The 22,977-nt window shown below is 66.1% G+C and carries 21 protein-coding genes; 12 read left to right on the top strand and 9 right to left on the bottom strand.

The genetic code is table 11. The features are described 5' to 3' along the window. The first annotated feature begins 117 nt into the window (after positions 1–117). From ACWKWX_RS15430 to ACWKWX_RS15400, 7 genes are all read left to right on the top strand, one after another. Positions 118–891, top strand: a complete 774-nt coding sequence (locus tag ACWKWX_RS15430; protein WP_483828240.1) for a DUF3050 domain-containing protein — start codon at positions 118–120, stop codon at positions 889–891. Beyond that, positions 888–1,817: a diiron oxygenase gene (locus ACWKWX_RS15425; RefSeq protein ID WP_483828239.1), complete on the top strand. Its 930-nt coding sequence runs from the start codon at positions 888–890 to the stop codon at positions 1,815–1,817. The genes ACWKWX_RS15430 and ACWKWX_RS15425 overlap by 4 nt, the downstream gene beginning before the upstream one ends. A 15-nt stretch (positions 1,818–1,832) precedes the next feature. After that, a complete protein-coding gene (locus ACWKWX_RS15420) occupies positions 1,833–5,222 on the top strand; it encodes an amino acid adenylation domain-containing protein (protein WP_483828238.1) in 3,390 nt (1,129 codons plus the stop codon). 27 nt (positions 5,223–5,249) lie between these two features. Next, positions 5,250–5,720: an SRPBCC family protein gene (locus tag ACWKWX_RS15415; protein WP_483828237.1), complete on the top strand. Its 471-nt coding sequence runs from the start codon at positions 5,250–5,252 to the stop codon at positions 5,718–5,720. 169 nt (positions 5,721–5,889) lie between these two features. Continuing rightward, positions 5,890–6,390 carry a sigma-70 family RNA polymerase sigma factor gene (locus tag ACWKWX_RS15410; RefSeq protein WP_483828236.1) on the top strand — a complete coding sequence of 167 codons (501 nt, stop codon included), beginning with the start codon at positions 5,890–5,892 and terminating at the stop codon, positions 6,388–6,390. Next, complete coding sequence (locus ACWKWX_RS15405; protein WP_483828235.1) at positions 6,380–7,342, top strand: FecR domain-containing protein; 963 nt, start codon at positions 6,380–6,382, stop codon at positions 7,340–7,342. The genes ACWKWX_RS15410 and ACWKWX_RS15405 overlap by 11 nt, the downstream gene beginning before the upstream one ends. A gap of 85 nt (positions 7,343–7,427) precedes the next feature. Beyond that, positions 7,428–9,881: a TonB-dependent siderophore receptor gene (locus tag ACWKWX_RS15400; RefSeq protein ID WP_483828234.1), complete on the top strand. Its 2,454-nt coding sequence runs from the start codon at positions 7,428–7,430 to the stop codon at positions 9,879–9,881. 81 nt (positions 9,882–9,962) lie between these two features. Here the strand turns inward: ACWKWX_RS15400 and ACWKWX_RS15395 are convergent, their stop codons facing one another. Then, a complete protein-coding gene (locus ACWKWX_RS15395) occupies positions 9,963–10,601 on the bottom strand; it encodes an NADH:ubiquinone oxidoreductase subunit N (RefSeq protein WP_473005040.1) in 639 nt (212 codons plus the stop codon). A gap of 174 nt (positions 10,602–10,775) precedes the next feature. Then, entirely contained in the window at positions 10,776–11,015 is a 240-nt protein-coding gene (locus ACWKWX_RS15390; protein ID WP_027980809.1) for a DUF2789 domain-containing protein, read from the bottom strand. Between the two features lie 80 nt (positions 11,016–11,095). Here ACWKWX_RS15390 and ACWKWX_RS15385 point away from each other — a divergent pair, with 80 nt between their 5' ends. Continuing rightward, positions 11,096–11,581 (top strand): NfeD family protein, encoded by a 486-nt coding sequence (locus ACWKWX_RS15385; protein ID WP_473005039.1) that lies wholly within the window; start codon positions 11,096–11,098, stop codon positions 11,579–11,581. A 3-nt stretch (positions 11,582–11,584) separates the two neighbouring features. Next, positions 11,585–12,343 carry a slipin family protein gene (locus ACWKWX_RS15380; RefSeq protein WP_416421798.1) on the top strand — a complete coding sequence of 253 codons (759 nt, stop codon included), beginning with the start codon at positions 11,585–11,587 and terminating at the stop codon, positions 12,341–12,343. 84 nt (positions 12,344–12,427) lie between these two features. Here ACWKWX_RS15380 and ACWKWX_RS15375 read toward each other — a convergent pair whose 3' ends face one another. The 6 genes from ACWKWX_RS15375 to iolG form a co-directional block, all read right to left on the bottom strand. Then, a complete protein-coding gene (locus ACWKWX_RS15375) occupies positions 12,428–13,864 on the bottom strand; it encodes an efflux transporter outer membrane subunit (RefSeq protein ID WP_483828233.1) in 1,437 nt (478 codons plus the stop codon). After that, positions 13,861–14,754, bottom strand: a complete 894-nt coding sequence (locus ACWKWX_RS15370) for an efflux RND transporter periplasmic adaptor subunit (RefSeq protein ID WP_416421796.1) — start codon at positions 14,752–14,754, stop codon at positions 13,861–13,863. The genes ACWKWX_RS15375 and ACWKWX_RS15370 overlap by 4 nt, the downstream gene beginning before the upstream one ends. Next, on the bottom strand, positions 14,751–14,960 hold the full coding sequence (locus tag ACWKWX_RS15365; protein ID WP_416421795.1) for a DUF1656 domain-containing protein: 210 nt from the start codon (positions 14,958–14,960) through the stop codon (positions 14,751–14,753). The genes ACWKWX_RS15370 and ACWKWX_RS15365 overlap by 4 nt, the downstream gene beginning before the upstream one ends. Next, entirely contained in the window at positions 14,957–17,044 is a 2,088-nt protein-coding gene (locus ACWKWX_RS15360) for an FUSC family protein (protein ID WP_473005037.1), read from the bottom strand. The genes ACWKWX_RS15365 and ACWKWX_RS15360 overlap by 4 nt, the downstream gene beginning before the upstream one ends. After that, on the bottom strand, positions 17,041–17,493 hold the full coding sequence (locus ACWKWX_RS15355) for a MarR family winged helix-turn-helix transcriptional regulator (protein WP_416421793.1): 453 nt from the start codon (positions 17,491–17,493) through the stop codon (positions 17,041–17,043). The genes ACWKWX_RS15360 and ACWKWX_RS15355 overlap by 4 nt, the downstream gene beginning before the upstream one ends. 310 nt (positions 17,494–17,803) lie before the next feature. Then, positions 17,804–18,817: a bifunctional inositol 2-dehydrogenase/D-chiro-inositol 1-dehydrogenase gene (gene iolG / locus ACWKWX_RS15350; protein WP_473005036.1), complete on the bottom strand. Its 1,014-nt coding sequence runs from the start codon at positions 18,815–18,817 to the stop codon at positions 17,804–17,806. A 215-nt stretch (positions 18,818–19,032) separates the two neighbouring features. Here iolG and ACWKWX_RS15345 point away from each other — a divergent pair, with 215 nt between their 5' ends. From ACWKWX_RS15345 to ACWKWX_RS15335, 3 genes are all read left to right on the top strand, one after another. Next, positions 19,033–21,201 (top strand): PA5441 family protein, encoded by a 2,169-nt coding sequence (locus tag ACWKWX_RS15345; protein WP_483828232.1) that lies wholly within the window; start codon positions 19,033–19,035, stop codon positions 21,199–21,201. Continuing rightward, positions 21,171–21,923, top strand: coding sequence for a DUF3142 domain-containing protein (locus tag ACWKWX_RS15340; RefSeq protein WP_483828300.1), 753 nt, complete (start codon positions 21,171–21,173; stop codon positions 21,921–21,923). The genes ACWKWX_RS15345 and ACWKWX_RS15340 overlap by 31 nt, the downstream gene beginning before the upstream one ends. 101 nt (positions 21,924–22,024) lie before the next feature. After that, positions 22,025–22,360 (top strand): tryptophan synthase subunit beta, encoded by a 336-nt coding sequence (locus tag ACWKWX_RS15335; protein WP_416421789.1) that lies wholly within the window; start codon positions 22,025–22,027, stop codon positions 22,358–22,360. Positions 22,361–22,532: 172 nt separating this feature from the next. Here the strand turns inward: ACWKWX_RS15335 and ACWKWX_RS15330 are convergent, their stop codons facing one another. Further along, positions 22,533–22,808: an HU family DNA-binding protein gene (locus ACWKWX_RS15330; protein ID WP_008366879.1), complete on the bottom strand. Its 276-nt coding sequence runs from the start codon at positions 22,806–22,808 to the stop codon at positions 22,533–22,535. Between the last annotated feature and the right edge of the window lie 169 nt (positions 22,809–22,977).

Below are 22,977 nucleotides of genomic sequence, written 5' to 3'. Positions count from 1 at the left end.
TAACAATATTTTACATTTACCCACGAAAACAAAGGAGATATTCAGCCGCTTTCGAGTTGACTGCCGCAGACAAAGTTAATTCCGTTGACGACCTGTTCGAAACAGTGAGGAAGTGCCATGACCTTTCAAAACGTTGTGCTTGAACAAAAGAAAAACGAACTGGGTGCCCATCCGATCTTTGCCGAGATCAACTCGTTGCCCATATTGCAGCGTTTCATGGAAACCCATGTATTTGCGGTATGGGATTTCATGTCCCTGACCAAGCGCCTGCAACGTGAACTGACCTGCGTCAGCCTGCCCTGGCTGCCACCTCGAGACCCCAAGGCCGCCAGGCTGATCAACGAGATCGTGCTGGGGGAAGAAACCGACGACCACCTACTCGAAGGCCACTACAGCCACTTCGAACTGTACCTGGACGCCATGCGCGAGATTGGTGCCGATACCGGGCCTATCGAGCGCTTCGTGCAGCTGCAGGCCGAAGGCGTCAACTACCTGACCGCCCTGCACAGCGTCAACGCCGCCCCGGCGGCGGTACGCTTTGTCTGCAACACCCTGGACACCGCCCTGCACGCGCCGGCCCACATGGTCGCGGCGGCGTTCCTGCATGGCCGCGAGAGCGTCATTCCGCAGATGTTCCAGCAGCTGCTGGACGACTGGCAAATACCTCGAGAGCAGGCACCCACCCTGCACTACTACCTGCAGCGGCACATCGAAGTCGACTCGGACGACCACGGCCCGGCTGCGCAGTCGCTGCTGGACCGCCTGGTAGACGATGACCCGCAGCGCCAACAGGAAGTGCACGAGGCGGCGCTGGCGGCCATCGAAAGCCGCATGGCGTTGTGGAACGGGCTGCGGGCGACCCTGCACGCCCGCGCCGGGGTGAGCGCATGAACGCCGCCGACTACCGCTCGTTCGCCGACGCCTGGGAGAGCCGGGCGACCATCCGCACCCGGCCGCGACGGCGGGTGGAGGACGACCAGCGGCTGATCTACCCGGTCAGCCGCCAGCCGCTGGTGCTCAGCGCCACCTTTGAGCGCGAGTGCCCGCAGTTGCGCGACTTCGCCCTGGTGCAGAGCTTGTACAAATTCATCCACGACGTGGTGATTTTCGAGACCGAGATCGTCAACCACACCGCCGGCGCCATCGCTCGCGGCCGGTTCGCCATGGCGCTGCCCTTTGCCTGCCGTTACGACGCCATGACCGTGGTGGTGGACGAGGACTACCACGCCCTGGTGGCCATGGATTTCATGCAGCAGACCATCGAGCTGACAGGCATAGAGCCCATCGGCCTGCCCAGTGAAATCGAACTGAGCCGGGCCATCCCGGCGGCACTGGCGCAACTGCCCGAAGGGCTGCGCCAGGCCGGCGAGCTGATCTGCGTGGCGATCGCTGAAAACACCCTGACCAACGACGTGGCCGCGTTCGCCCGCGACGCCACGGTGAAAGACTCGATCAAGGGGCTGATGGCTGACCACCTGCTGGACGAAGGCCGGCACTCGACGTTCTGGACCCGCCTGGTGCGCATCTACTGGCAAGCGGCGCCCGCCGCCGACCAGGCGCACCTGGCGCAGATGCTGCCGACCTTCATCGAGCGCTACCTGACCAACGATATCCAGAAGGCCTTCGACCTCAGCCTGATCGAGCACCTGCACGCCGATGCCGGCGTGCGTCGGGCCCTGGCCGAGGAGGTGCAGGCCCTGGCCTACCCGATCAACCACCAGCACCCGTTGCTGGCCAACATCCTGCGGTTTTTCCAGGGCAGCTCGATGCTCGACAGCCCCTGCGTGCGCGATGCCCTGGCCGCTTACCTGAGCTGATTCAAGGAGAAGATCATGAGACGTCTGCAGATCATCTTGTGCGGTTCCAGCCGGGCCTTGCGGGCCTTGGGCGCCGCCTTGCGCGAGTACGGGCACCAGGTGGACGAAGCCGGCGGCCCCGCCGACCTGCTGATCGAGGACGGCAGCGCCCCCGTGCCCGCTGACGCCCGCTGCCTGTACCTGGGCCTGCGCGTCAGCCTCGCCAACGGTGTAGCGCCACTGCCCAGCGTGCAGTGGCAGTGCTGGGCGGGCAGCGCCCAGGCCCAGCGGCTGATCATCTGCCAGGCACTGGCAACGCCGCCCAGCGGCAACGGTGCCATGCTCGGCGCGCAGGTCATCGACAGCCTGGTGGAGCGGCTAACCCTGGAGGTCAGCCGCCTGTCCCGCGACCCACAGCACTTTGCCCGCTGGCCGGCCTGCGACGCCGCGGGGCTGGCCGGCCAGCAGGGGTTGCAGGCCCTTGAAGTGCTGGCCTACCAACACGCCTTCAACCAGACCCGACAACCGCAATGGCTGGACAGCGCGCAGCCGGCACTGGTGGAACAGCTACAGGCCAGCCTGCTACGCCATGCGCGCCAGCCAGCGTTGCTGTGGAGCGATGGCAGCCTGAGCTACGGGCAACTGCATGCCCAGGCGTTGGCGATACGCAGTGCCCTGCAACCCTGGCTGGACCGCGCCCAGCCCCCAGTGATCGGCGTGTGCCTGGGCAAGTCGCCGGCACTGTATGCCGCGCTGCTGGCGGTGCTTGGTAGCGGCGCCGTGTTCCTGCCCATGGACCCCAGCCACCCGCCCCGGCGGCTGCAGGCGATCGCCGAAAACGCCGGCGCCGCCCTGTTGCTGCACAGCGGCAGCGCTCCGTTTCAAGCGCAAGGCATGGCCTACCTGGGGGTTGAGGGACTGCCAGCGGCCACGCGCACTTTGTTGCTCGATCAAACGCCGGGCAGCGAGGCGCCCGCGGTGGCCATTTACACCTCCGGCACCACCGGGCAGCCCAAGGGCGTGCTGCTCAGCCACGCCAACCTTAACCACTTCCAGGCCTGGTACCGCCAACATGTAGCGCTGGGCAGCCACAGCCGGGTGCTGCAGTTTTCCACCATCGGCTTCGACGCCTCGCTGCTCGACATCCTGCCCACCTTCATCGCCGGGGCAACCCTGGTGCTGCCCAGCGAAGACCAGCGCCGCGACCCCGAGCAACTGGTGGCGCTCATCAATGGCCTGGAGGTCAGCCACGCGTTCCTGCCGCCCGCGCTGCTGAGCATCCTGCCCGCCGACCGGCCGCTGGCGTTGCAGCACCTGGTCACCGGCGGCGACGTGTGCGAGCCGGCGGTGCTGGCCAACTTCGCCGGCCGCTGCCAACTGCACAATATCTACGGCCCCACGGAAACCACGATCCTGGCGACCACCCGCCGCATGCAGCCGGGGGATAACCCGCGCCTGCTGGGCCAGCCTATCGCCAACACGCAGGTGCTGATCCTCGACGAGGACGGCCAGCCGGTCGCCGACAACACCCCCGGCGAGTTGTACATCGCGGGCGCCGGCACCGGCCTGGGCTACCTGAACAACCCGGCCTTGAGCGCGGAGCGTTTCGTCAGCCTGGCGCTGCCCGATGGCCAGCGGCTGGCCGCCTACCGCACCGGCGATATCGGCCAGTGGTGCGACGACGGCATTGCCCTGGCCGGGCGGCGGGACAACCAGGTGAAGATCCGCGGCTTCCGCGTCGAGCCCGAGGAGGTCGAGCACTGCCTGCGCGCCAGCGGCCAGTTCGGCCAGGTGGCCGTGGTGGTGGACGCGCAGAAGCGCCTGCTGGCGTTCGTTGCACAGCCGCGCCAGGCCGACGCGCTGGCGCACCTGACCGCTCACGCCCAGGCCCACCTGGCCGACTACATGCGCCCGCTGCACTACAGCGAACTGGCCGTGCTGCCAGCCACCCCGAACGGCAAGGTCGACCGCCGTGCGCTGCTGGCGATACCCCAGGCCGCGGCCCGCGACAAGCCACGGCAAGCGCCCGCCAACGCCGCCGAGGCGAAGCTGCTGGCGTTGTGGAGCGAATTGCTGGAACTGCCTGGCGAGCAGATCTGCACCCAGGACAGCTTCTTCAACCTGGGTGGCCATTCCATCCTGCTGTCGCAGATGCTGCTGCAGATTCGCGAGCGCTTCGGCACGGGCATTTCCATCAACCGCTTCATCGAACAACCGACCCTGCAGCGCCTGGCCGAACTGGTGGCCGGCGTGCAGGACCAGGTGCGCCAGGTCAGCCCCCAGGCCTTGAGCGACGCCTTCCGCGAACTGGATATCCACGCCCTGCCCATGGACCGCCTGGGCGACGTGCACAAGGTGGTGGTCACCGGCGCCAACAGTTTCCTCGGCGTGCACATCGTCGAGGCGCTGCTGGCCTGGGGCGCCACCGAGGTGGCGTGCCTGGTGCGTGCGCAGCCCGGCGCCAGCGCCAGCGAACGCTTCCAGCAGGCGCTGGAGGAGAACCGCCTGCAGCACCTGGACCTCAGCCGCGTGCGCGTGCACGCCGCCGACATCACCCAGCCAAAACTGGGCTTGAACGATGCGGTGTACGCGGATATCGACCAGCGCTACGGCGCACTTATCCACAATGCCGCGGTGGTCAACCACGTGCTCGACTACGAGGCGCTGGCGGCCAGCAACGTCGAACCGGTGTTCCACTGCCTGCGCCTGTGCGAAGGGCGCAGCAAGAAAATCTTCAATTTCGTCTCCACCCTGTCGGCCTCCAGCGTCATCGACGCCGACGGCAACGTGCGCGAGGAACCGCCGGCCGACACCCCGCCCATCTACATCCGCAACGGCTACAACCTGTCCAAGTGGGTGGCCGAACGCATCCTCCAGCGCGCCCGCGAGCAAGGGGTGTGGGCCAACCTCTACCGCCCCGGCAATATCACCTTCAACAGTCGCACCGGGGTGTGCCAGCCGCACCGCAACCGGCTGATGCTGATGCTCAAGGGCTCGCTGCAACTGGGCCAGGTGCCGGCACTGAGCCTCAACTTCGACCTGATGCCGGTGGACTTCCTGGCGCGCTTCCTGGCCTTCCACAGCAGCCGCTACCAGGCACGCCACGCGGTGTTCAACCTGCACAACCCCGAACCATTGAGCTGGGCCAGCTACGTGGCGGCGTTCCGCGAGGCGGGGCGCGACTTCGAGCTGGTCAGCGTGGCCCAGTGGCAACAGCAGCTGGGCCGGGTGGACGCCGACAACGCGCTGTTCGGCGTGCTGGGCTTCTACCTCGACGGCTTCGAAGAAGACATCGGCGACATCTCGCGCATCGACCACGGCAACGCCCGCGACGGCGTGCAGCGCATGGGCGAGCGCTACCCCAGCAAGACCCCGGCGCTGCTGCGCAAGGGTTGCGCGTACCTGAAGGAAATCCAGTTCATCTGAGTCATCCCCACCCCAAGGAGAAGCACCATGAACGCACTCGTACCCGATACCCTGATCCGTCACCCCCAGGGCTGCACCGTCAGCGCTGAAGTGGTCATTAACGCCGACGCCGATGCGGTGTGGGCGCTGGTTGGCAACTTTGCCGGTTTCAACAAGTTCATCCCGGCGCTGGCGCGCATCGACATGCTCGGCGAAGGGCCGCGCTCGTTGCGCATCAAGCACTTCGCCGATGGCGAGAACATTGTCGTCGAGCAACTCAACAGCCATGACAGCCAGGCGCGGCGCATGACCTGGAGCCTGATCTACACCACCCTGGACATCGGCAACCTGTGGGCCTCCATGGAGGTATTCGCCGATGGCCCGGGCAGGTCCCGGGCGTTGTGGACCATCCAGGGGGAGCCTGCGAAGGGCGGTGCCGAGGCCCTGCCTGGGTTCAAGCAGTTCCTGCAGGGCTTTGCCGATGACGCCATGGGTAACGCCCGCAAGCTGTTCGAATAACCTGTGTTTTGTGGGAGCTGGCTTGCCAGCGAGTTTTTCGCGCCTCAACAGCTCGCTGGCAAGCCAGCTCCCACAACCGCTGCCCAACGTCCGGGTTGTTGCAAAATGTGCAAAGCTTCATGAAAATAAGACTAATTATCATTCATGCAGTTTCGCGCAGCGCATCCTCATGCCCTCCCAAGAAAATGCCGTGCACTCGCTCTACCATCACCATCACGGCTGGCTCAACGCCTGGCTACGCAGCCGGCTGGGCAACGCCGCCGATGCCGCGGACCTGGCCCAGGACACCTTCCTGCGCCTGCTGCAGCGCACCGAACGCCTGGAGCTGAGCGCGCCGCGCGCGTTCCTGCGCACCATCGCCCGGGGCCTGGTGATTGACCACTGGCGCCGCGAGGAACTGCATCGCGCCTACCTGGAAACCATCGCCCACCTGCCCGCCGCCCAGGTGCCGTGCCTGGAAACCCGCGCGCTGCTGCTGGAGCTGCTGGAAGGCATCGCGCGCCTGCTCGACGGCCTGAAACCCAAGGTGCGCAAGGCGTTCCTGCTGTCCCAGTGCGAAGGCATGCACCACCAGGACATCGCCGTACAAATGGGCATTTCCCTGCGCTCGGTGGAGCGCTACGTGGCTGATGCGCTCTACCACTGCTACGTGCTGCGCTATGAACACTGAGCCGGGCGCCGCGCCCGACCCGCAGATGGTGCGCCAGGCCATCGACTGGATGCTGCGCATGGGCAGCGAACGCGCCAGCCCGCGCCTGCAACGCCAGTGCGCCGACTGGCGCGCCGCCGACCAGCGCCACGAACTGGCCTGGCAGCGCATCCAGGCCATGAGCCAGGAAGTGGCCAGCCACTACCGCGCCGTGCCAGGTGCCGGCCAGGCACTGGAAGCCAGCGCCCAGCGCCTGGGCCGGCGCCAGGCGCTGAAGCTGCTGGGCGTGGTGGCGCTGCTGGGCAGCGCCGGCTGGTTGGGCCGCGACCTTGAGCAGTGGCAACAATGGTCATCGGACTTCGCCACCGGCGTCGGCGAGCAACGCCGCTTCAACCTGCCCGATGGCTCGCAGCTGCAGCTCAACACCCACAGCGCCGCCGACCTGCGCTTCAACGCCCGGCAACGGCTGGTCAGCCTCAGGCATGGCGAAATAATGATCAGCTGCCAGCCCGACTCGCGCCCGTTCCAGGTGAGCAACCGCGACGGCCTGTTCGAAACCGCGCAAGGGCGTTTCAGCGTGCGCCAGCAGGACACCTGCACGCGCCTGAGCGTGACCAGCGGCAAGGTCGCGATCTACCCGGCCCAGGGCGGCGCGCTGACCTGGGCCCAGGCGGGCCAGAGCTGGCAGCTGGACCACCAGGGCCTGCGCCTCATCGCCCGCCCGGACATGGACATGGGTGCCTGGGCCGACGGCCTGATCGTCACCCGCGACATGCGCCTGCAGGCGTTCCTCGAGGAAGTGGGGCGCTACCGCCACGGCTACCTGGGCTGCGCCAGCGGGATCGCCGACCTGCGCCTGTCCGGCGTCTTCCGCCTGGCCGACACCGACGCGCTGCTGGCCCTGCTGCCACAGACCCTGCCGGTACAGGTGCGCACCCGCACGCGGTTCTGGGTGCAGCTGGAACCGGCGTGAGCGGCGGAAAATTTTTTGGCGGGTTTTGCCGCGCCAACCGGCTTGGACAGTAATCAACCTGTTCATGCCCCTTTGGAACCGCACCATGACCGGCAAAACCCCCGCACTCTCCCTGCTGCTGTCCACCGCCATGGGCCTGGCCGCCCTGCCCCTGGCGGTCCACGCCGCCGCTGTCGACACCCCCCAGGCCGCCAACCGCAGCTATGACATCGCCGCCGGCAACCTGGGCGATGCGCTGAACCAGTTCGCCCGCCAGGCCGGCATCACCCTGGCCGCCACCCCGGCGCAGACCCAGGGCAAGCAAAGCCCTGGGCTGCATGGCAGCTACGATATCGAACAGGGCTTGAGCACCTTGCTGGCCGGCAGCGGCCTGCGCGCCAGCAGCGCCGACGGTGCCAGCTTCATCCTGCAAGCCACCCAGGACCAGGCCATGACCCTGCCCAGCACCGACGTCCGTGGCTTTGCCCTGGGCAACGCGCTGGGCAGCATGGACGGCTACAACGCCACCCACAGCCAGGTGGCCACCAAGACTAGCACCGCCCTGCTGGAAACCTCGCAAAGCGTGTCGGTGGTCACCCGCCAGCAAATGGACGACCAGGGCGCGCAGACCGTGTCACAGACCATGCGCTACACCCCCGGCGTGCTGACCAACCCCTACGGCGCCACGCACCGCTACGACTACGTGGCCATGCGCGGCTTCAACGACGGCTCGGTGGACAACATCTACATCGATGGCCTCAAGTCCATGGGCGACAGCGGCACCTACAGCACCATGCAGATCGACCCGTATTTCCTGGAACGGGTCGACATTCTGAAAGGGCCATCGTCGGTGCTCTACGGCCGCAGCTCGCCCGGCGGCCTGGTGGCGCTGACCACCAAGAAGCCGCTGTACGAGGCCTACCACGAAATCCAGGCCACCGTCGGCACCCAAGGCCAGCACGGCGTGGGCTTCGACTTCAGCGGCCCGCTGGATGACGACAAGCGCATTGCCTACCGCGTCACCGGCCTTACTCACGAGGCCGACACTCAGTTCGACCACAACGAAGAAAAGCGCTACGCCATCGCGCCCACCCTGAGCATCGACTTCGACGAAGACACCTCGCTGACCCTGCAGGCCTACCTGCAGCACGACCCCGAGGGCGGCTACCACGGCGGCCTGCCTGCCGACGGCCTGCTGCACCAGCACAATGGCCAGCGCATCTCCGAGCACTTCTTCGAGGGCGAACCTGGGGTGGATCATTACAGCCGCGACCAGCAGTCGTTCGGCTACCAGTTCGAGCATCGCTTCAACGACGTCTTCACCGCGCGGCAGAACTTCCGCTACCTGGACTCCAAGGTCGACCTGGCCCAGGTCTACGGCTACGGCTGGGTGTCGCCCAGCAGCAACGAGCTGAACCGCTACTACTCGGGTGCCAGCGAGAAACTGCACTCGTTCATCATCGACAACATGCTGCAGGCCGAGTACTTCACCGGCGCCGCCAAGCACACCACCCTGCTGGGCCTGGACTATCAACGGCGCAAGACCGTGGTCGACTGGACCAGCGGCTCGCTGGCGCCCATCGATGCGTTCAACCCGGTGTACGGCAATTCCACCATCAGCTACTACAGCCCCACCAGCTACCTGCGCCGCCTGCAGCAGACCGGCGTGTACCTGCAGGACCTGATCGAGCTGGACAAATGGCGTTTCTCCCTGGGCGTGCGCCAGGACTGGGTGAAGACCTCGGATGAAAACCGCATCGCCGAATACAACCGCCCGCTGGGCACCACCATCAGCGACGAGCGCAGCAAGCTGACCACCCGCGCCGGCGTGCTCTACCTGTTCGACAACGGCATCGCGCCGTACCTCAGCTACTCGGAGTCGTTCAACCCCAACTCCTACTCCGACGCCAGCGGCAACCCGCTGCCACCCACCGACGGCACCCAGTGGGAAGCCGGCCTGAAGTACCAACCGCCGGGCTCGGACAACCTCTACACCGCCTCGGTGTTCCGTATCGACCAGGAAAACCTGGCCACCAAGCTGCCCCAGGAAAACTTCTACCGCGCCATCGGCGCCGTGCGTTCCCAGGGCGTGGAGCTGGAAGCGCACCTGCAACTCACCGACAACCTGAAACTGCTGGGCAGCTACACCTTCACCGACCTCAAGTACACCAAGTCGATGATCAGCACCCTGAGCACCGCCGACAACCTCATCGAGAACAAGGGCAACTCGCCCACCCAGGCGCCGCGGCAGATGGCGTCGATGTGGGCGGACTACAAATTCAGCGAAGGCGCGCTGGATGGCCTGCGCCTGGGTGCTGGCGTGCGGTACGTGGGGTACAGCTGGGCCGATGCCGAGAACACCACGAAGGTGCCGGCCTATACCCTCTACGATGCCTCGGTGGGCTACGACCTGGGCAAGCTGGGCCTCAAGGGCCTGGACCTGCGGGTGAACGCCAACAACCTGACCAACGAGAAGTACGTGGCCACCTGTGCCAGCCTGAACTTCTGCTACGTGGGCGAGGAGCGCAACGTGGCGGCGACCTTGAGTTATCGGTTCTGAACCCCGGACGCGGCCTGCGGCCGCTGCTACAAACCTTCGGCACCGTCGCTCTGTAGCAGCGGCCGAAGGCCGCGTCAGGCATCACACGTTATATTCGGTCTCAAGCTCATCGAGCTGGTGATCGAACGCACGCAACCGGGCCGACCAGGTGTACACCAGGGTCTCCATCTCGCGGTCCACCACCGCACCACCCTTGATGGTGGTGCGCGGGTCGCAGAAGTCCAACAGGTAGCGCTGGCGCGCCAGCGCCGTGGCCACGGTGGACAGCTCGCGGGCGTTGTCCAGCCAGTGCCATTGGCTGTCGTGGATCTCTTCGTCGAGCCCCTCGCACTGGCGCTTCAGCGCCTCCAGGGATTTCTCCAGCGGCGTGCCCGCCAGGTCACCCATCACCTCCTGGAAGGTGCGCCCGGGTTGCCAGTAGCTGCCCCAGAAATAACGGTCGAACACGGTCTCGACCTTGCGCAGGGCAACCTTGGTGTCCCAGATGCGTACCAGGGTGTGGCCCTGGGTTTCTCGTCGTTTTTTCAGCTGGGCGTTTTCGTGCGCCGACCAGGCCAGTACCGCCATCGCCAGCACGCCGATCAGGCCCAGCGCGCTATTGAAGAACACCAGGGCCTGCTCGATTTGATGGGCCTGGACGACCCCGTAGAAGTAGGTGGCAGTGATCAATCCGAGCGCCGTGGTGGCGCACCAGAAGCCAGGAGCATAGGAATCTTTCATAGTTATTATCATCCCATTGACCCGGGGCCAGTGATGACTGAAAGAATCCGCGTGAGTACCGCCGCGCGGTCATGAACAGACCACAGGAACCCGATAAATCAGAGCATAGGACAGCTTGCGGCGAGTGTTGCCTGCAAAAGTCAAAAGCACGGCGGCAGCGGATAAGCGGCAAGGTCAGCGCACTTTGTGCAGCAGTTCGTTGAGCTGGTCGATGACTTCCGCCCAGTCGGCGTCCTCGAGGATTTCGTCGCGCAGGAAGGCGGCCTGGGCAGGTGTCCAGAAGAACGCCTCATGCAGTTTCAGGCCGGGCTTGAGGGGCGAGTGGCTGGTGACGAAACGCTCGATTTCCACCGGCGAGGACGCCAGGCCCAGCTGATCGAACAGGGCCGGCAGGCTATGGCTGGGCGATTCCATGTGGGTACCCTCGGGGTCAACTAAACTCTTATTAAAGGTAACTTTGACGCTGGCGTCGAGGGGCAACCCCGGAGGTTCATGTGGGCGCTGTGATTGTGCTGACCGTCAACCAGGCGGCAGTCGGGTTGATCCTTTTCGGCCTGGTCATGCTGGCCATCGAAGCGCTGCTGCCGACCTATGGCGTGCTGGGCGTGGGTGGCCTGGTGGTGCTGTTGCTGGGCGTGGTGGTGCTGGTGGATGCCCAGGGGCCGGATATCGCGGTGTCGGGCACACTGTTGTTGGCCATGGCGGCCGTGGCGGTGGTGCTGGTGATCACGGTGCTGGCCATGGCCATCAGCGCGGCACGGCGGCGGCCGGTGGGTGGCGACAGCGAACTGGTGGGCCAGGTGACGCCGGTGTCGGCGCTGCAATCGGACAACCCCTGCGCCGGCTGGGTGCAGCTGCAAGGCGAGCAATGGCAGGTACGCTGCGAGGCCCCACTGCAACAGGGCGAGCCCGTGAAGGTGCTGGCCCGCCGCGGCGTGCAGCTGGAAGTGGCCGCGGCGAAACCGCCCACGGGAGCGTGAACCATGTTCATCGAAATCGGCTACACCGCCGTGCTGGTGGTGCTGTTCCTGCTGGCGCTGTCCACCTTTCGGATATTGCGTGAATACGAGCGCGGCGTGGTGTTCCAGCTGGGGCGCTTCTGGCAGGTGAAAGGCCCGGGGCTGATCATCCTGATTCCAGTGGTGCAACAGATGGTGCGCGTCGACCTGCGCACCGTGGTGCTGGACGTGCCGCCCCAGGATGTCATCACCCGCGACAACGTGTCGGTGAAGGTCAACGCCGTGCTGTACTTCCGCGTGCTGGACCCACAGAAGGCGATCATCCAGGTCGAGGACTTCCTGATGGCCACCAGCCAACTGGCGCAGACCACCTTGCGTGCGGTGCTGGGCAAGCATGAGCTGGACGAGTTGCTGGCCGAACGTGAACGGCTGAACATGGACATCCAGCAGGTGCTGGACGCGCAGACCGACGTGTGGGGCATCAAAGTGGCCAACGTCGAGATCAAGCACGTGGACCTCAACGAATCCATGGTACGCGCCATCGCCAAACAGGCCGAAGCCGAGCGCGAGCGCCGCGCCAAGGTAATCCACGCCGAGGGCGAGCTGCAGGCCTCGGAGAAACTCGCCCAGGCCGCCGAAATGCTCGGCCGCCAGCCGGGCGCCATGCAGCTGCGCTACATGCAGACCCTGAGCGCCATCGCCGGCGACAAGACCTCGACCATCGTCTTCCCGCTGCCCATCGAACTGCTCAAGGGCATGGCCGACCTGTCCGCCAAACCCTGACACCCCACCACCCCGTAGCAGCTGCCTAAGGCTGCGTCCGGCAGCGCCACGGTGCAAGCCCGGGACGCCGCCTGGCGGCGGCTGCTACGGGGTGGTTTGATGCTGCTGGGTTTCCCAACCGCCACCCAACGCCAGGAACACGTTGATCTGCTGCATCGCCACCTGGGTGTTGGCGGCGGACAGCTGGGCGGTCACGTCGGTGTAGGTCTTGGTGGCCTGCAGGTCGGCCAGGAAGGATTCGCGGCCGGCCAGGAAGAAGCGGTGGGTCTGGTCGGCAGCCTGGCGGGCCGATTGCTCGGCGTCGGCCAGGGCGTCGCGGCGCTCCAGCAGGGCGGTGTATTGGGCAAGGCCGGTCTGGGCTTCGCGCACGGCATTCAGTACCACGCCATCGAAGTGCGCCAGGGCCGCCTGGGTGGCCACCTCGGATTCACGCACGCGGGCGCGGGCCTGGTTGCCCGGGATGGTCCAGGTGATCAGCGGGCCGAAGCCCCAGCGGTTGGCGGTGTCTTCGCCCAGGTCCTTGAGGAAGCCCACCGAACCCACGGTGGCACCGAAGCTGATGTTGGGGTACAGCTGGCCGGTAGCCACGCCGATCTCGGCGGTGGCGGCGGCCAGTTTGCGCTCGGCCTGGCGCACGTCAGGGCGGCGCTTGAGCAGCGCGGCGCCGTCACCCACGGGCATCACCTGGGCGATCTTCGGCAGCTCGGCGCAGTCGGCGATGCCCGCCGGCAGCTGGTTGACCGGTTTGGCCAGCAGCATGGCCAGGGTGTACAACCCGGCCTGGCGCTGGGCCTCGAACTTGGGCAGGTCGGCACGCAACGACTTGAACTGCGTCTGGGTGCGCGTCACCTGGGTTTCATCACCACGGCCAGCGTCACGCAGCCGTTGGGTCAACTGCACGCCCTGCATCTGCAGGTCCAAAGACTTCTGGGCAATATGCCGTTCTTCGTTGGCAGCGCAGATTTGCGTGTAGGAACGCACCACTTCCGCCACCAGGGTAATGCGCGCGGTGTCGGCGGCGGCCTGGGCCGCGTCGGCGTTGGCCTGGGAGGCCTCGACGCCGCGCTTCAAGGTGCCCCACAGGTCAAACTGATAGGAGGTGGTCAACGCCAGGCTGCCGACGTTGGCCACCGGGATCTTCACGCCCTGCAGGTAGGATTCGGCAGACTCCTGCAAGCGCTGCGCCCCCGCCTCGGCGGTCGTGGTGAAGCCACCGGCGTTCTGCGCTTCCTCGATTTGCACGCGGGCGCGGCTGAGGTTGGCGGCCGCGATGCGCAGGTCGGTGCTGGACACCAGCGCGTCCCCCACCAACTGGTCCAGGCGCGGGTCGTTGTACAGCTTCCACCAGTCCTGCGGCACCGGTGCCGACACCACGTTGCTGTCGCCCGTGGCCAGGCTGCCTTGCAGGTCGGGGCGGTTGATCGCGCCGTCCTTGGGCCGGTGGTAGTCCGGCCCCACCATCTGGCAGGCCGACAGCAGCAGCCCCAGGGCCACCGCCGAAAGACGCACGCAGTGGTTCATCGAGCGGCCTCCGCGGAGTGGCCGGTCTCATCGACGATGGACACCGTGGCGGTACGCCCGGCGATCATGCGGAAGTGCTCCGGCACGTCGTCGAAGGCAATGCGCACGGGAATCCGCTGGGCCAGGCGCACCCAGCTGAACGCCGGGTTGATGTTGGGCAACAGGTTGGAACCGCTGCTGCGGTCGCGGTCTTCGATGCCGGCGACGATGCTCTGCACATGGCCGGTGAGGCGGGCGTTGTCACCCATCACGCGGATGTCGACCTTCTGCCCCACTTCGATCAGCGGCAGCTTGGTTTCCTCGAAGTAACCGTCGACGTGGAACGAGCTGCTATCCACCACCGACAGCACCGGGTGGCCGGCCGCCACGAACTCGTGGGCACGCGGCGCACGGTCGTTGAGGTAGCCATCCACCGGGCTCTTGATCACCGAACGGTCCAGGTTCAGCTGGGCAGTGTCCACGGCCACCTGGGCCTCGGCCAGGGCGGCCTGGGCGCGGGCCAGCTTGGAGTCGCTCTCCTCCAGTTGTTCCTTGGCCACCAGGTTGCCCAGGCCCTTGTTACGGCGCGCCTCGCGTTGCGCCTGGGCCATGGTTTCCTGGCGGTCGGCCAGGGCGGCTTTCGCCTGGCGCAGGGCCAGGCTGAAGCGGTCCTGGTCGATGGTGAACAGCACCTGGCCACGCTTGACCACTTCGTTGTCGTGCACCGCCACGTCCTGGATCAGCCCGGAGACGTCAGGCGATACCTGGATCACGTCGGCACGGATGTGGCCGTCGCGGGTCCAGGGCGCGAACATGTAGTACATCACCATGCGGTAGACCACCACGGTGGCAAGGACCACCACCAGCAGGGTCAGGAGAAGGCGGCCAACGGTCAACAAGGGTTTTTTCATGTCATCAGGTTTCGGCAGAGTGCGTCCACCGCGCCTAGCATCAGCGCGTACAGACCGACGTTGAACAAGGCCCGGTGCCAGACCAGGCGATAAAAGTGCAGGCGATTGAGCACGCCGTGCACTATCAGGAACAGCACATAGGTGATAGCCATCATCACCAGCAGCGTGGGCAGGAAGATCCCGCTTACATCAATTTCACCGATCATAACGGAGCTCCATCCAGGCCTTGAGTCGGCGGCTCTGGGGCTGCGCTCGGCTCGATCACCACTTCCACACCCGGCAGCAGCGCCAGGCGCAGGCCGCTCAGCGAGTGCAGCATCTGCACCCGTGCCTCGGCCTCGTCACCCACATGCTGCTGGGCCAGCGCCCGGCGCGCCCGGTCCATGGTCATGAGGATAGACATGGGCGCGGGCAACCGTTCGCGGGCCTTCAGGCAGTTGCGGAAATAACCGCCCACCTCGTCCACCACCTGGCGCACCTGGGCGCGCGGGCCCACCGGAATGCGCGGCATGTAGGCCAGCAGGTCGAGCATGTTCAGCGCCACGCGCAGGTCGCGCAGCGCGCCGCCGGTGTCCTGGCCGGTCTGGGCCAGCCGCGGCAGGTGCTGCATCAGCCGGTCGAGCATCTGCACGCCCATGGCGCGGTGCTCGGCCAGGGTGGCCTGTTCGCTGAGGCTGACAATGTCGCGCCAGCTGAAGCGGGTCATGCGCTTGGCCGCCAGCTCAGTGCCGAACGGCCGCACCATCAGGGTCCACAGGAACGCGAACAGCAGGCCCGCAGGCCCCGCGATGTTGGAGTTCAGGAAGGACAGGAAGTTGGCGTCGTAGGCGGTGTCCAGGCTGATGAAGGTGGCGCCGTTGACCAGCGTCAGCATCATGCCCAGGTTGAAGCGCGGCTGCAGGGTCAGGGTGGCCGCGGTAATGAACGGCACCGCGAACGCCAGCGCCAGCATGGGGAAGTCATGCAGGTTGGGCAGAATCAGGAACAGGTAGAGGCTGGACATCACCACCGCGATCAGGGTCCAGAAGAAGAACCGGTAGATCTGCGGCGCCGGGTCGTCCATGGCAGCGAAGAAGCTGCAGGCCACGGCCGCGAGGATCACCCCGCCACCGCCATCGGCCCAGCCGGTGAAGATCCAGATCATCGACGCCACGACGATGGCCATGATGGTGGTGAACGCCGAGTACATCATCATGCCGCGGTCGAAGAACGGCGACAGCCGGCCCAGGCGCCAGTGACGGTACACGGCGCGCCATTGCGACTGGTCCTCAGTCTCGATGGCCAGTTGCAAGGTGCGCATGTCCTGCCACAGGTCCACCCACTCGCCCAGGCGGTACAGGGCGTTGGACAGCAGCAGGTTGCGACGGTCGTCGAGGGCTTCGGGCTCGGGCTGCAGCTCGGCCAGGCGCGCGTGCAGTTGGGTCCACAACGCCGGCGAGGCGTTCTCCCTGGTTTCCTTGAGCCACTGGCGCACGTCTTCGAGCACCGGCGCCAGGATGGCGATCAGCTCGGTGCGGCGCTCCACGGCGATCAGCGCGTCGTCCAGGGCGTCGATGGTGGGCAGCAGGTGGATCATGCGCCCGCGCAGTTCCTTGATGTTGCGCACGGTCTGCGGCAGCGCGCCTTCGTGGGGGATCTGGCCAATCATCAACTCCAGGGAGTTGAAGGTGGCGACCATGGACGCGCGCAGGGTGCCTACTTCGGTGGCGGTGATTTCCCGCGACAGGAAGCGATCGCTGTAGGTGGTGGCTTCCACGAACCACTTGCGCGTGGCGTCGCCGAGCACCGGCGCCAGGCGCCGTGGCCAGAAGATCGAGCCGATGACGGCGGCGCTGATCAGCCCCAGGCAAATTTCCTGGAAGCGCGCCGAGGCGATGTCGAACACCAGCGTCGGGTTGTCCACTACCGGCAGCGCGATCAGCGGCATGGTGTAGCCGGCCAGCATCAGCGCGTAGCTGTTGGCCGTGCGCAGGTGCAGGGACAGGAACAGCAGGGTGCCGGTCCAGGCCGCGACGATCAGCGCCAGCAGGAACGGCGTCTGCACGAACATGGGCACGAACAGCACCGCCGCGGCGGCGCCGACGAAGGTACCGATGCCCCGGTACAGCGCCTTGGACGTGGTAGGGCCGACGAACGGGCTGGAAACGATGTAGACGGTGGCCATGGCCCAGTAGGGGCGTGGCATTTCCAGCTTCATGGCCACGTACAGCGCCACCATCGAGGCGATGAAGGTACGCACACCGTAGAACCAGTCCCGCAGCGGCGGGACATCACTGAAAAAGGCTTTCAAGACGGCGACACCGCCGTGCCCTGCCCGGCTTCCTCGAACGCCCGCACTACGCGCAAGGCGGCTTCCAGGTCAGCGGGAGCGATGTCGTGCAGCACCTCGCGGCGCAGGCGCACCAGCTCGCCTTCGATGGCTTCGGCCAGCTCGCGGCCGGTGGCGGTCAGGCTCAGGGCCTTGGCGCGACGGTCGGTAGGGTCTTCAGTGCGAATGACGAAGCCTGACGAGCACAGCTGGTCGAGCAGGCGCACCAGGGACGGGCTCTCAAGCCCGGCGGCATGGGCCACGGTAACCTGGCGCACGCCGTCGCCCAGGCGCACGATCAGCAGCAGCGGCACCGCGCAGGCTTCGGAAATACCGTAGTTGGCCAGGGTGGTCTGGCAGATGCGGCGCCAGTGGCGGGCGGCCGTGACCATGCCACTACTGATATTGAGGTGGAGCTTGTCGAGATTCATTTGGACAGGAACACACCGATATTCATAGTTTGCTAACTATCTATATTCGGGCAAGGAATCCCCCTCCGTCAATAGTGGCGGCGAGACATTTCGCGGCGTGGCGCAAATGCCTGGCTGCCTTGTTGTTATAGACGCAACAGTGCCGTTGCGCGCGTTACAGCAGCGTTTCCGCAGGCGAAAAAATCCCCGTAACCGCGCTTACGGGGCTGCTGTCGTGGGAGCGGGTTCTACCCGCGAAGATAACGCCACGGTCTGACTGAGACTGCGCGGTGCGGCTTTCGCGGGCAGAGCCCGCTCCCACGGCCAGGGTTCAGTCGGCGTAGAAGGCGGGGCGTGGTGGCAGGTCGATGGGTTCGATGTTGCCGCTGGTCTGCGCCAGGATGCAGGCGTCGGCGGCCACGGCGGCGGCCAGGCCGTTCCAGGCCGAGGGGCCGCCCAGGTGGCCGCTGGTCACGCCCTTGATGAACGCTTGCAGCTCCACGTCGTAGGCATCGATGAAGCGGTCTTTCCAGTCCATCAGGATGCCGGTGGAAAGCTTGGCATCGCTGCGCATCTGCACGCTGGTGGGCTCGGGCAGCTTGGCGATGCCCTGCTCGCCCACCACTTCGCACTGGATGTCGTAGCCGTATTTGCAGTTGACGAAAATTTCGACGTCGATGCGCACGCCACGGGCGGTCTCCAGCAGCACGATCTGCGGGTCGCGCAGGGCGGCATGGGTGTTGCGGGTGCTGCGCGGGAACACCACCTGGGCCGAGACGTAGTCGTCGTCGACCAACCAGCGCAGCACGTCCAGCTCATGGATCAGCGTGTCGGTGATAGCCATGCTGGTGCCATAGGCCGTCGGCACCTCGGGGTTGCGGTGGGCGCAGTGCAGCATCAGCGGCTCGCCGATGGCGCCGCTGTCGATCACTTCCTTCAGCGCGCGGTAGCCCTGGTCGAATGGGCGCATGAAGCCGACCTGCACCAGGCGGGTGCCGTGGGCCATTTCCGCCTCGACGATGCGCCGGCAGCCTTCGGCCGTGACCGCCAGGGGTTTCTCGCAGAACACCGGCTTGCCGGCGGCGATGGCGGCCAGCACGAACTCTTCGTGGCTGGGGCCCCAGGACGTCACCAGCACCGCCTGCACGTTGGCCGCGTTGATGAGGTCCTGGCCGCTGGCATACACCTCGGCCTCAATGCCCAACTGGGTGACGACGCCGCGCGCCTGCTCGGCATTGATGTCGTTGACCGCCACCACCCGCGCGCCGGCGAGGGCGAAGCTCAGGCGACGGATGTGTTCGCGGCCGATTGCGCCGGTCCCGATGACACCGATGTTCAAAGTCATGATGGCTCCTGATTTGTTGTTGTGGGCCGCTTGATCAGGCTTTCGGGAGGAAAGCCGTTCGAGTGATCTCAGGCTAGAACGGCGCCCTGGCGAAATCAATTATTTTTCTATAAATAATTTATTTGGAATTTTTGTTTTATTACCGGATTTTGCCGCACTCGCCGATGGCGGTTGTATCATCACCGCCACCCAGAACCTGCGATTAAGGACGATCAATGCGCACCCGCCTGCTAGCCCCACTTGCCCTGGCCATCAGCGCCGGCTTCGCCACCCAGGCCTTCGCCAGCGGCGACGATTCCTGCTACCCGGCCTGGGTGCTCAACGTGAACGGCTTCGCCGGTGGCTGCAACAGCCTGCCCTTCCTGTCGCCGGGCAACGACAGCCAGGTGAACCTGCGCCTGCTGCTGGCCGACAAGGGCGCACTGCCCCTGCCCGACATGGGCATCACTGACCAGGAGCGCCAGGAAGGTTACGGCCCGGTGCCCTTCGACATGGCGCGCCTGACGCCAGCCAGCCCGCCAGCACCAGCGCCGGACGCCACGGCGGCGCCAGCCCCGCGTGCCCTGGACCAGTTGACCAGCCAGCTGGGCCTGCCCGCCGCCCCGCAAACCCTGGCCGGCGACAACTTCCTGGGCGGCGAAGGCAGCCGGTGCCGCAGCAACGCCGAAGCCAGCGCCAGCGAGTTCTTGAAACAACTGCAGGACCTGCCGGCAGACGAACGCCAGGCCCTGGGCAAGGCGCGGCTGGCCATGCTGGGCGCCTGTGACTGGAGTGACAGCGACCTGGCCGCCCTGCTGCCCACCGTGCAGTCGCCCCAGGGGCAAACCTTCGCCAGCTACCTGCAAGCCGCCGCCAACTTCTACCGTGGCCATTTCGACCAGGCCCAGGCGCAGTTCGCCGCACTGGCCAGCAGCCCGGCGCAATGGGTGAAGGAAACGGCGCTGTACATGAGCGCCCGCACCGCGCTGAACGCCGCCCAAGCCAACGCCTTCGACGAATACGGCATGGTGGCCCTGGCGAAAGTCGACACTGCCGCCCTGCAGCAGGCCGGCGCTGGCTTCAATCATTACCTGGAAACTTATCCACAGGGCGAGTACGCCACCTCGGCCCGCGGCCTGCTGCGCCGGGTGCACTGGCTGGCGGGCGACCAGCAGGCGCTGGCCGCCGATTTCGCCTGGCAGCTGACCCAGGCCACGCCGCAGCAACGCAACACCGACCTGAACCAGCTGATCACCGAAGCCGACGCCAAGCTGTTGGTCGGCGCCAAGCCTGGGCAGGTGCGAGACCCGCTGGTACTGGCGGTGGTGGACCTGATGCAGCTGCGCGGCAAGCCCCTGCCCACCCTGACGCTGGCCGAACTGCAGGCGCAGAAGCCGCTGTTTGCCGAGCAACCGGGCCTGCATGACTATCTGCTGGGCGTGTACCAGCTGTACATCACCAACGACCCGGACGCGACCCTGGCCGCCGTGCCCATCGACGTGCCGGCCAAGCTCGACTACCTGGCGTTCAGCCAGCAGACCCTGCGCGGCCTGGCCCTGGAGCAGAAGAAGGACTACCCCGGCGCGGCGCAGCTGTGGCTGAAGCTGCTACCCGCCGCCCAGCAACCGCTGCAACGCGACCAGCTGGAGATGGCCCTGGCGCTCAATTACCAGGCCAGCGGCCAGCTGGACAAGGTGTTTGCCGACGACTCGCCGATCAAGGCCGCGCAGCTGCGCAACATCATGCTGTACAGCAGCGCCAGCGCCGACCTGCTGCGCCGCCAGGTCAGCAAGGGCCTGGACCAGACCGAGCGTGACACCGCACTGTTCGTGTTGCTGTACAAGGACCTGACCCGTGGCCTGTACGCCGACTTCGGCAAGGACATGAGCCTGCTGCCAGCGCAAACGTCCCCTGAGCAAAAATTGACCAACAGCCTGGGCTTCGTCTACGGCGATGGTCGCAGCCTGGCCATGTTCCGCTGGCAGGGCGACCAGGCTGCTTCGGGCTACAGCTGCCCGGCCATCGCCGACACCGCCGCAGCGCTGCAAAAGGCCGCCAATGACCCCAAGGCGCTCAACTGCCTGGGTGAATTCATGCTGCGCAACAGCCTGGACTCGCTGCCCATGGACCAGCGCGCCGCCAAGGCCAAGGGCAAGCCAGGCAGTTTCAACGGCCCGGCCTACTCGCGCCTCGACGGCTACCAGCAGGTGATCGCCAACAAGCAGGCCGGCCATACCGACCGCGCCTACGCCCTGTACCGCGCCATCAACTGCTATGCGCCCAGCGGCTACAACAGCTGCGGCAGCCAGGACATTGCCCCGGCCCTGCGCAAGAAATGGTTCCGCGAGCTGAAGGCCGGGTACGCCGACACCACCTGGGGCAAGACCCTGCAGTACTACTGGTGAAGCACTGGTGCCTGGCCCTGTGGCTACTGGCGGCAACCGCCAGCGCCCAGGCCGCCGTTGACGCCGCCGACCACGACGCCTTCTGGGTGTGGGGCGGGGTGGCCAGCCAGCCGGCGCTGGCCCACGCCCGCACGCTGTACATCCTGCAGGGCCAGGTGGCCACGCCCCGGCGCAATCGCCAGGCGCCAGCGCAACTGATCGCCCAGGGCATGGCCATGCCCCGGCTGGGCGCCGGCCAGGTGTGGCTGGCGTACCGGGTCGATACCCTGCACTGGCCGGACCAGGTGTACCGGCAGCTGTTCGGCCAGGTGCAACGCTGGGTGACAGCGGGCAACCCGGTGGTGGGCATCCAGATCGATTTCGACGCCCGCACCCGCTACCTCGACGAATACGTGGCCTTCCTGCGCGACCTGCGCCAGCGCCTTCCCGCCCACTACCGCCTGAGCATCACCGGCCTGATGGACTGGAGCAGCAACGCCGATGCCCAGGTCATCGGCCAACTGCGCGGCGTGGTGGATGAAGTGGTGGTGCAGACCTACCAGGGCCGTCACAGCATTCCCGACTACGCCGCCTATCTGCCCAGGCTTAGCCGCCTGGGCCTGCCGTTCAAGGTCGGGCTGATCCAGGGCGGCGACTGGCAGACGCCCGATTTCCTGAGCAGTAGCCCTTGGTTCCAGGGGTACGTGGTGTTTTTGCAGAACCCGGCGGCCGCGCAAAAATAGTTGCCGCCCCCGGCGCTGGCCCATGGCAATGCAGACCGGCTTTGGGCAAGCTAGCCTAAGCTGCTTGTTGAACGTTACCGGTTACCTCAAGGAGGGCCCCCATGTACTACGTGCAACGCAATGCACTCGGTCACATCATCCGCGCCGAGAAGACTGCCTACCCTCAGGCGGAAGATTTCCTCGTCGAAGACCACCCCGACGTGCTGGCCTGGCAGGCCCGCGGCACCATCGAGGGGCGTTTGCAGCAGCTGCGCCAGAGCGACATGGACATGATCCGCGTGCTCGACGACCTGATCCAGGTGCTGACCAGCAAGGGCGTGATCCGCATCACCGACCTGCCCGAGGCGGCGCTGGCCAAGCTCAAGACCCGCGACGCGGTGCGCGGCGAGCTGGGCGGGCTGGACCACCTGCTGGACGATGGCGACAAGTTGCTGTAACGCCCTGTAGCCGCTGCCGACAGGCTGCGCTGGCCCTCGAGTACCCTGAAGATCTCCAGCGTGGGCAAGGGCCAGCGCAGCCTTCGGCAGCGGCTACGGCGTTCAACGCGCCACGGGGTTCGGTAGCAACGAAAAAAGGGCCCCGCAGGGCCCTTTTTTTACGCGCTCCCGTTTACGGGTTGACGCTGTCCTTGAGGAATTTGCCAGGTTTGAACGCCACGGTGTTGCTGGCCTTGATCTTGACCGGCTCACCGGTCTGCGGGTTCTTGCCAGTGCGGGCGCCGCGATGGCGCTGCAGGAAGGTGCCAAAACCGACCAGCGTGACGCTGTCTTTCTTGTGCAGTGCGTTGGTGATTTCTTCCAGCACCGCGTTGAGCACGCGGTTGGCTTGTTCCTTGGTGAGATCTGCTTTTTCGGCGATAGCGGCGGCGAGTTCTGGTTTGCGCATAGTGAAGCCCCTTTGACGGTTTTTTGTTGTTATTGCCCGGGCTGTTCTTCCGGAACAGCGCCGAAGGCGCCGCAGGCTCTACGCTGCGGCAGACCGAGTGAGAATGGCACGGCACAAGAGGCTGCGCCAGTCTCCTCCAGGGGTTTGTAGCGACAAAAATCGGGTTAAT

The organism is Pseudomonas imperatae (genome assembly GCF_057128625.1).
The sequence above is the reverse complement of the archived record's forward strand: the minus strand, read 5'-3'. Positions and strand labels throughout refer to the sequence as shown.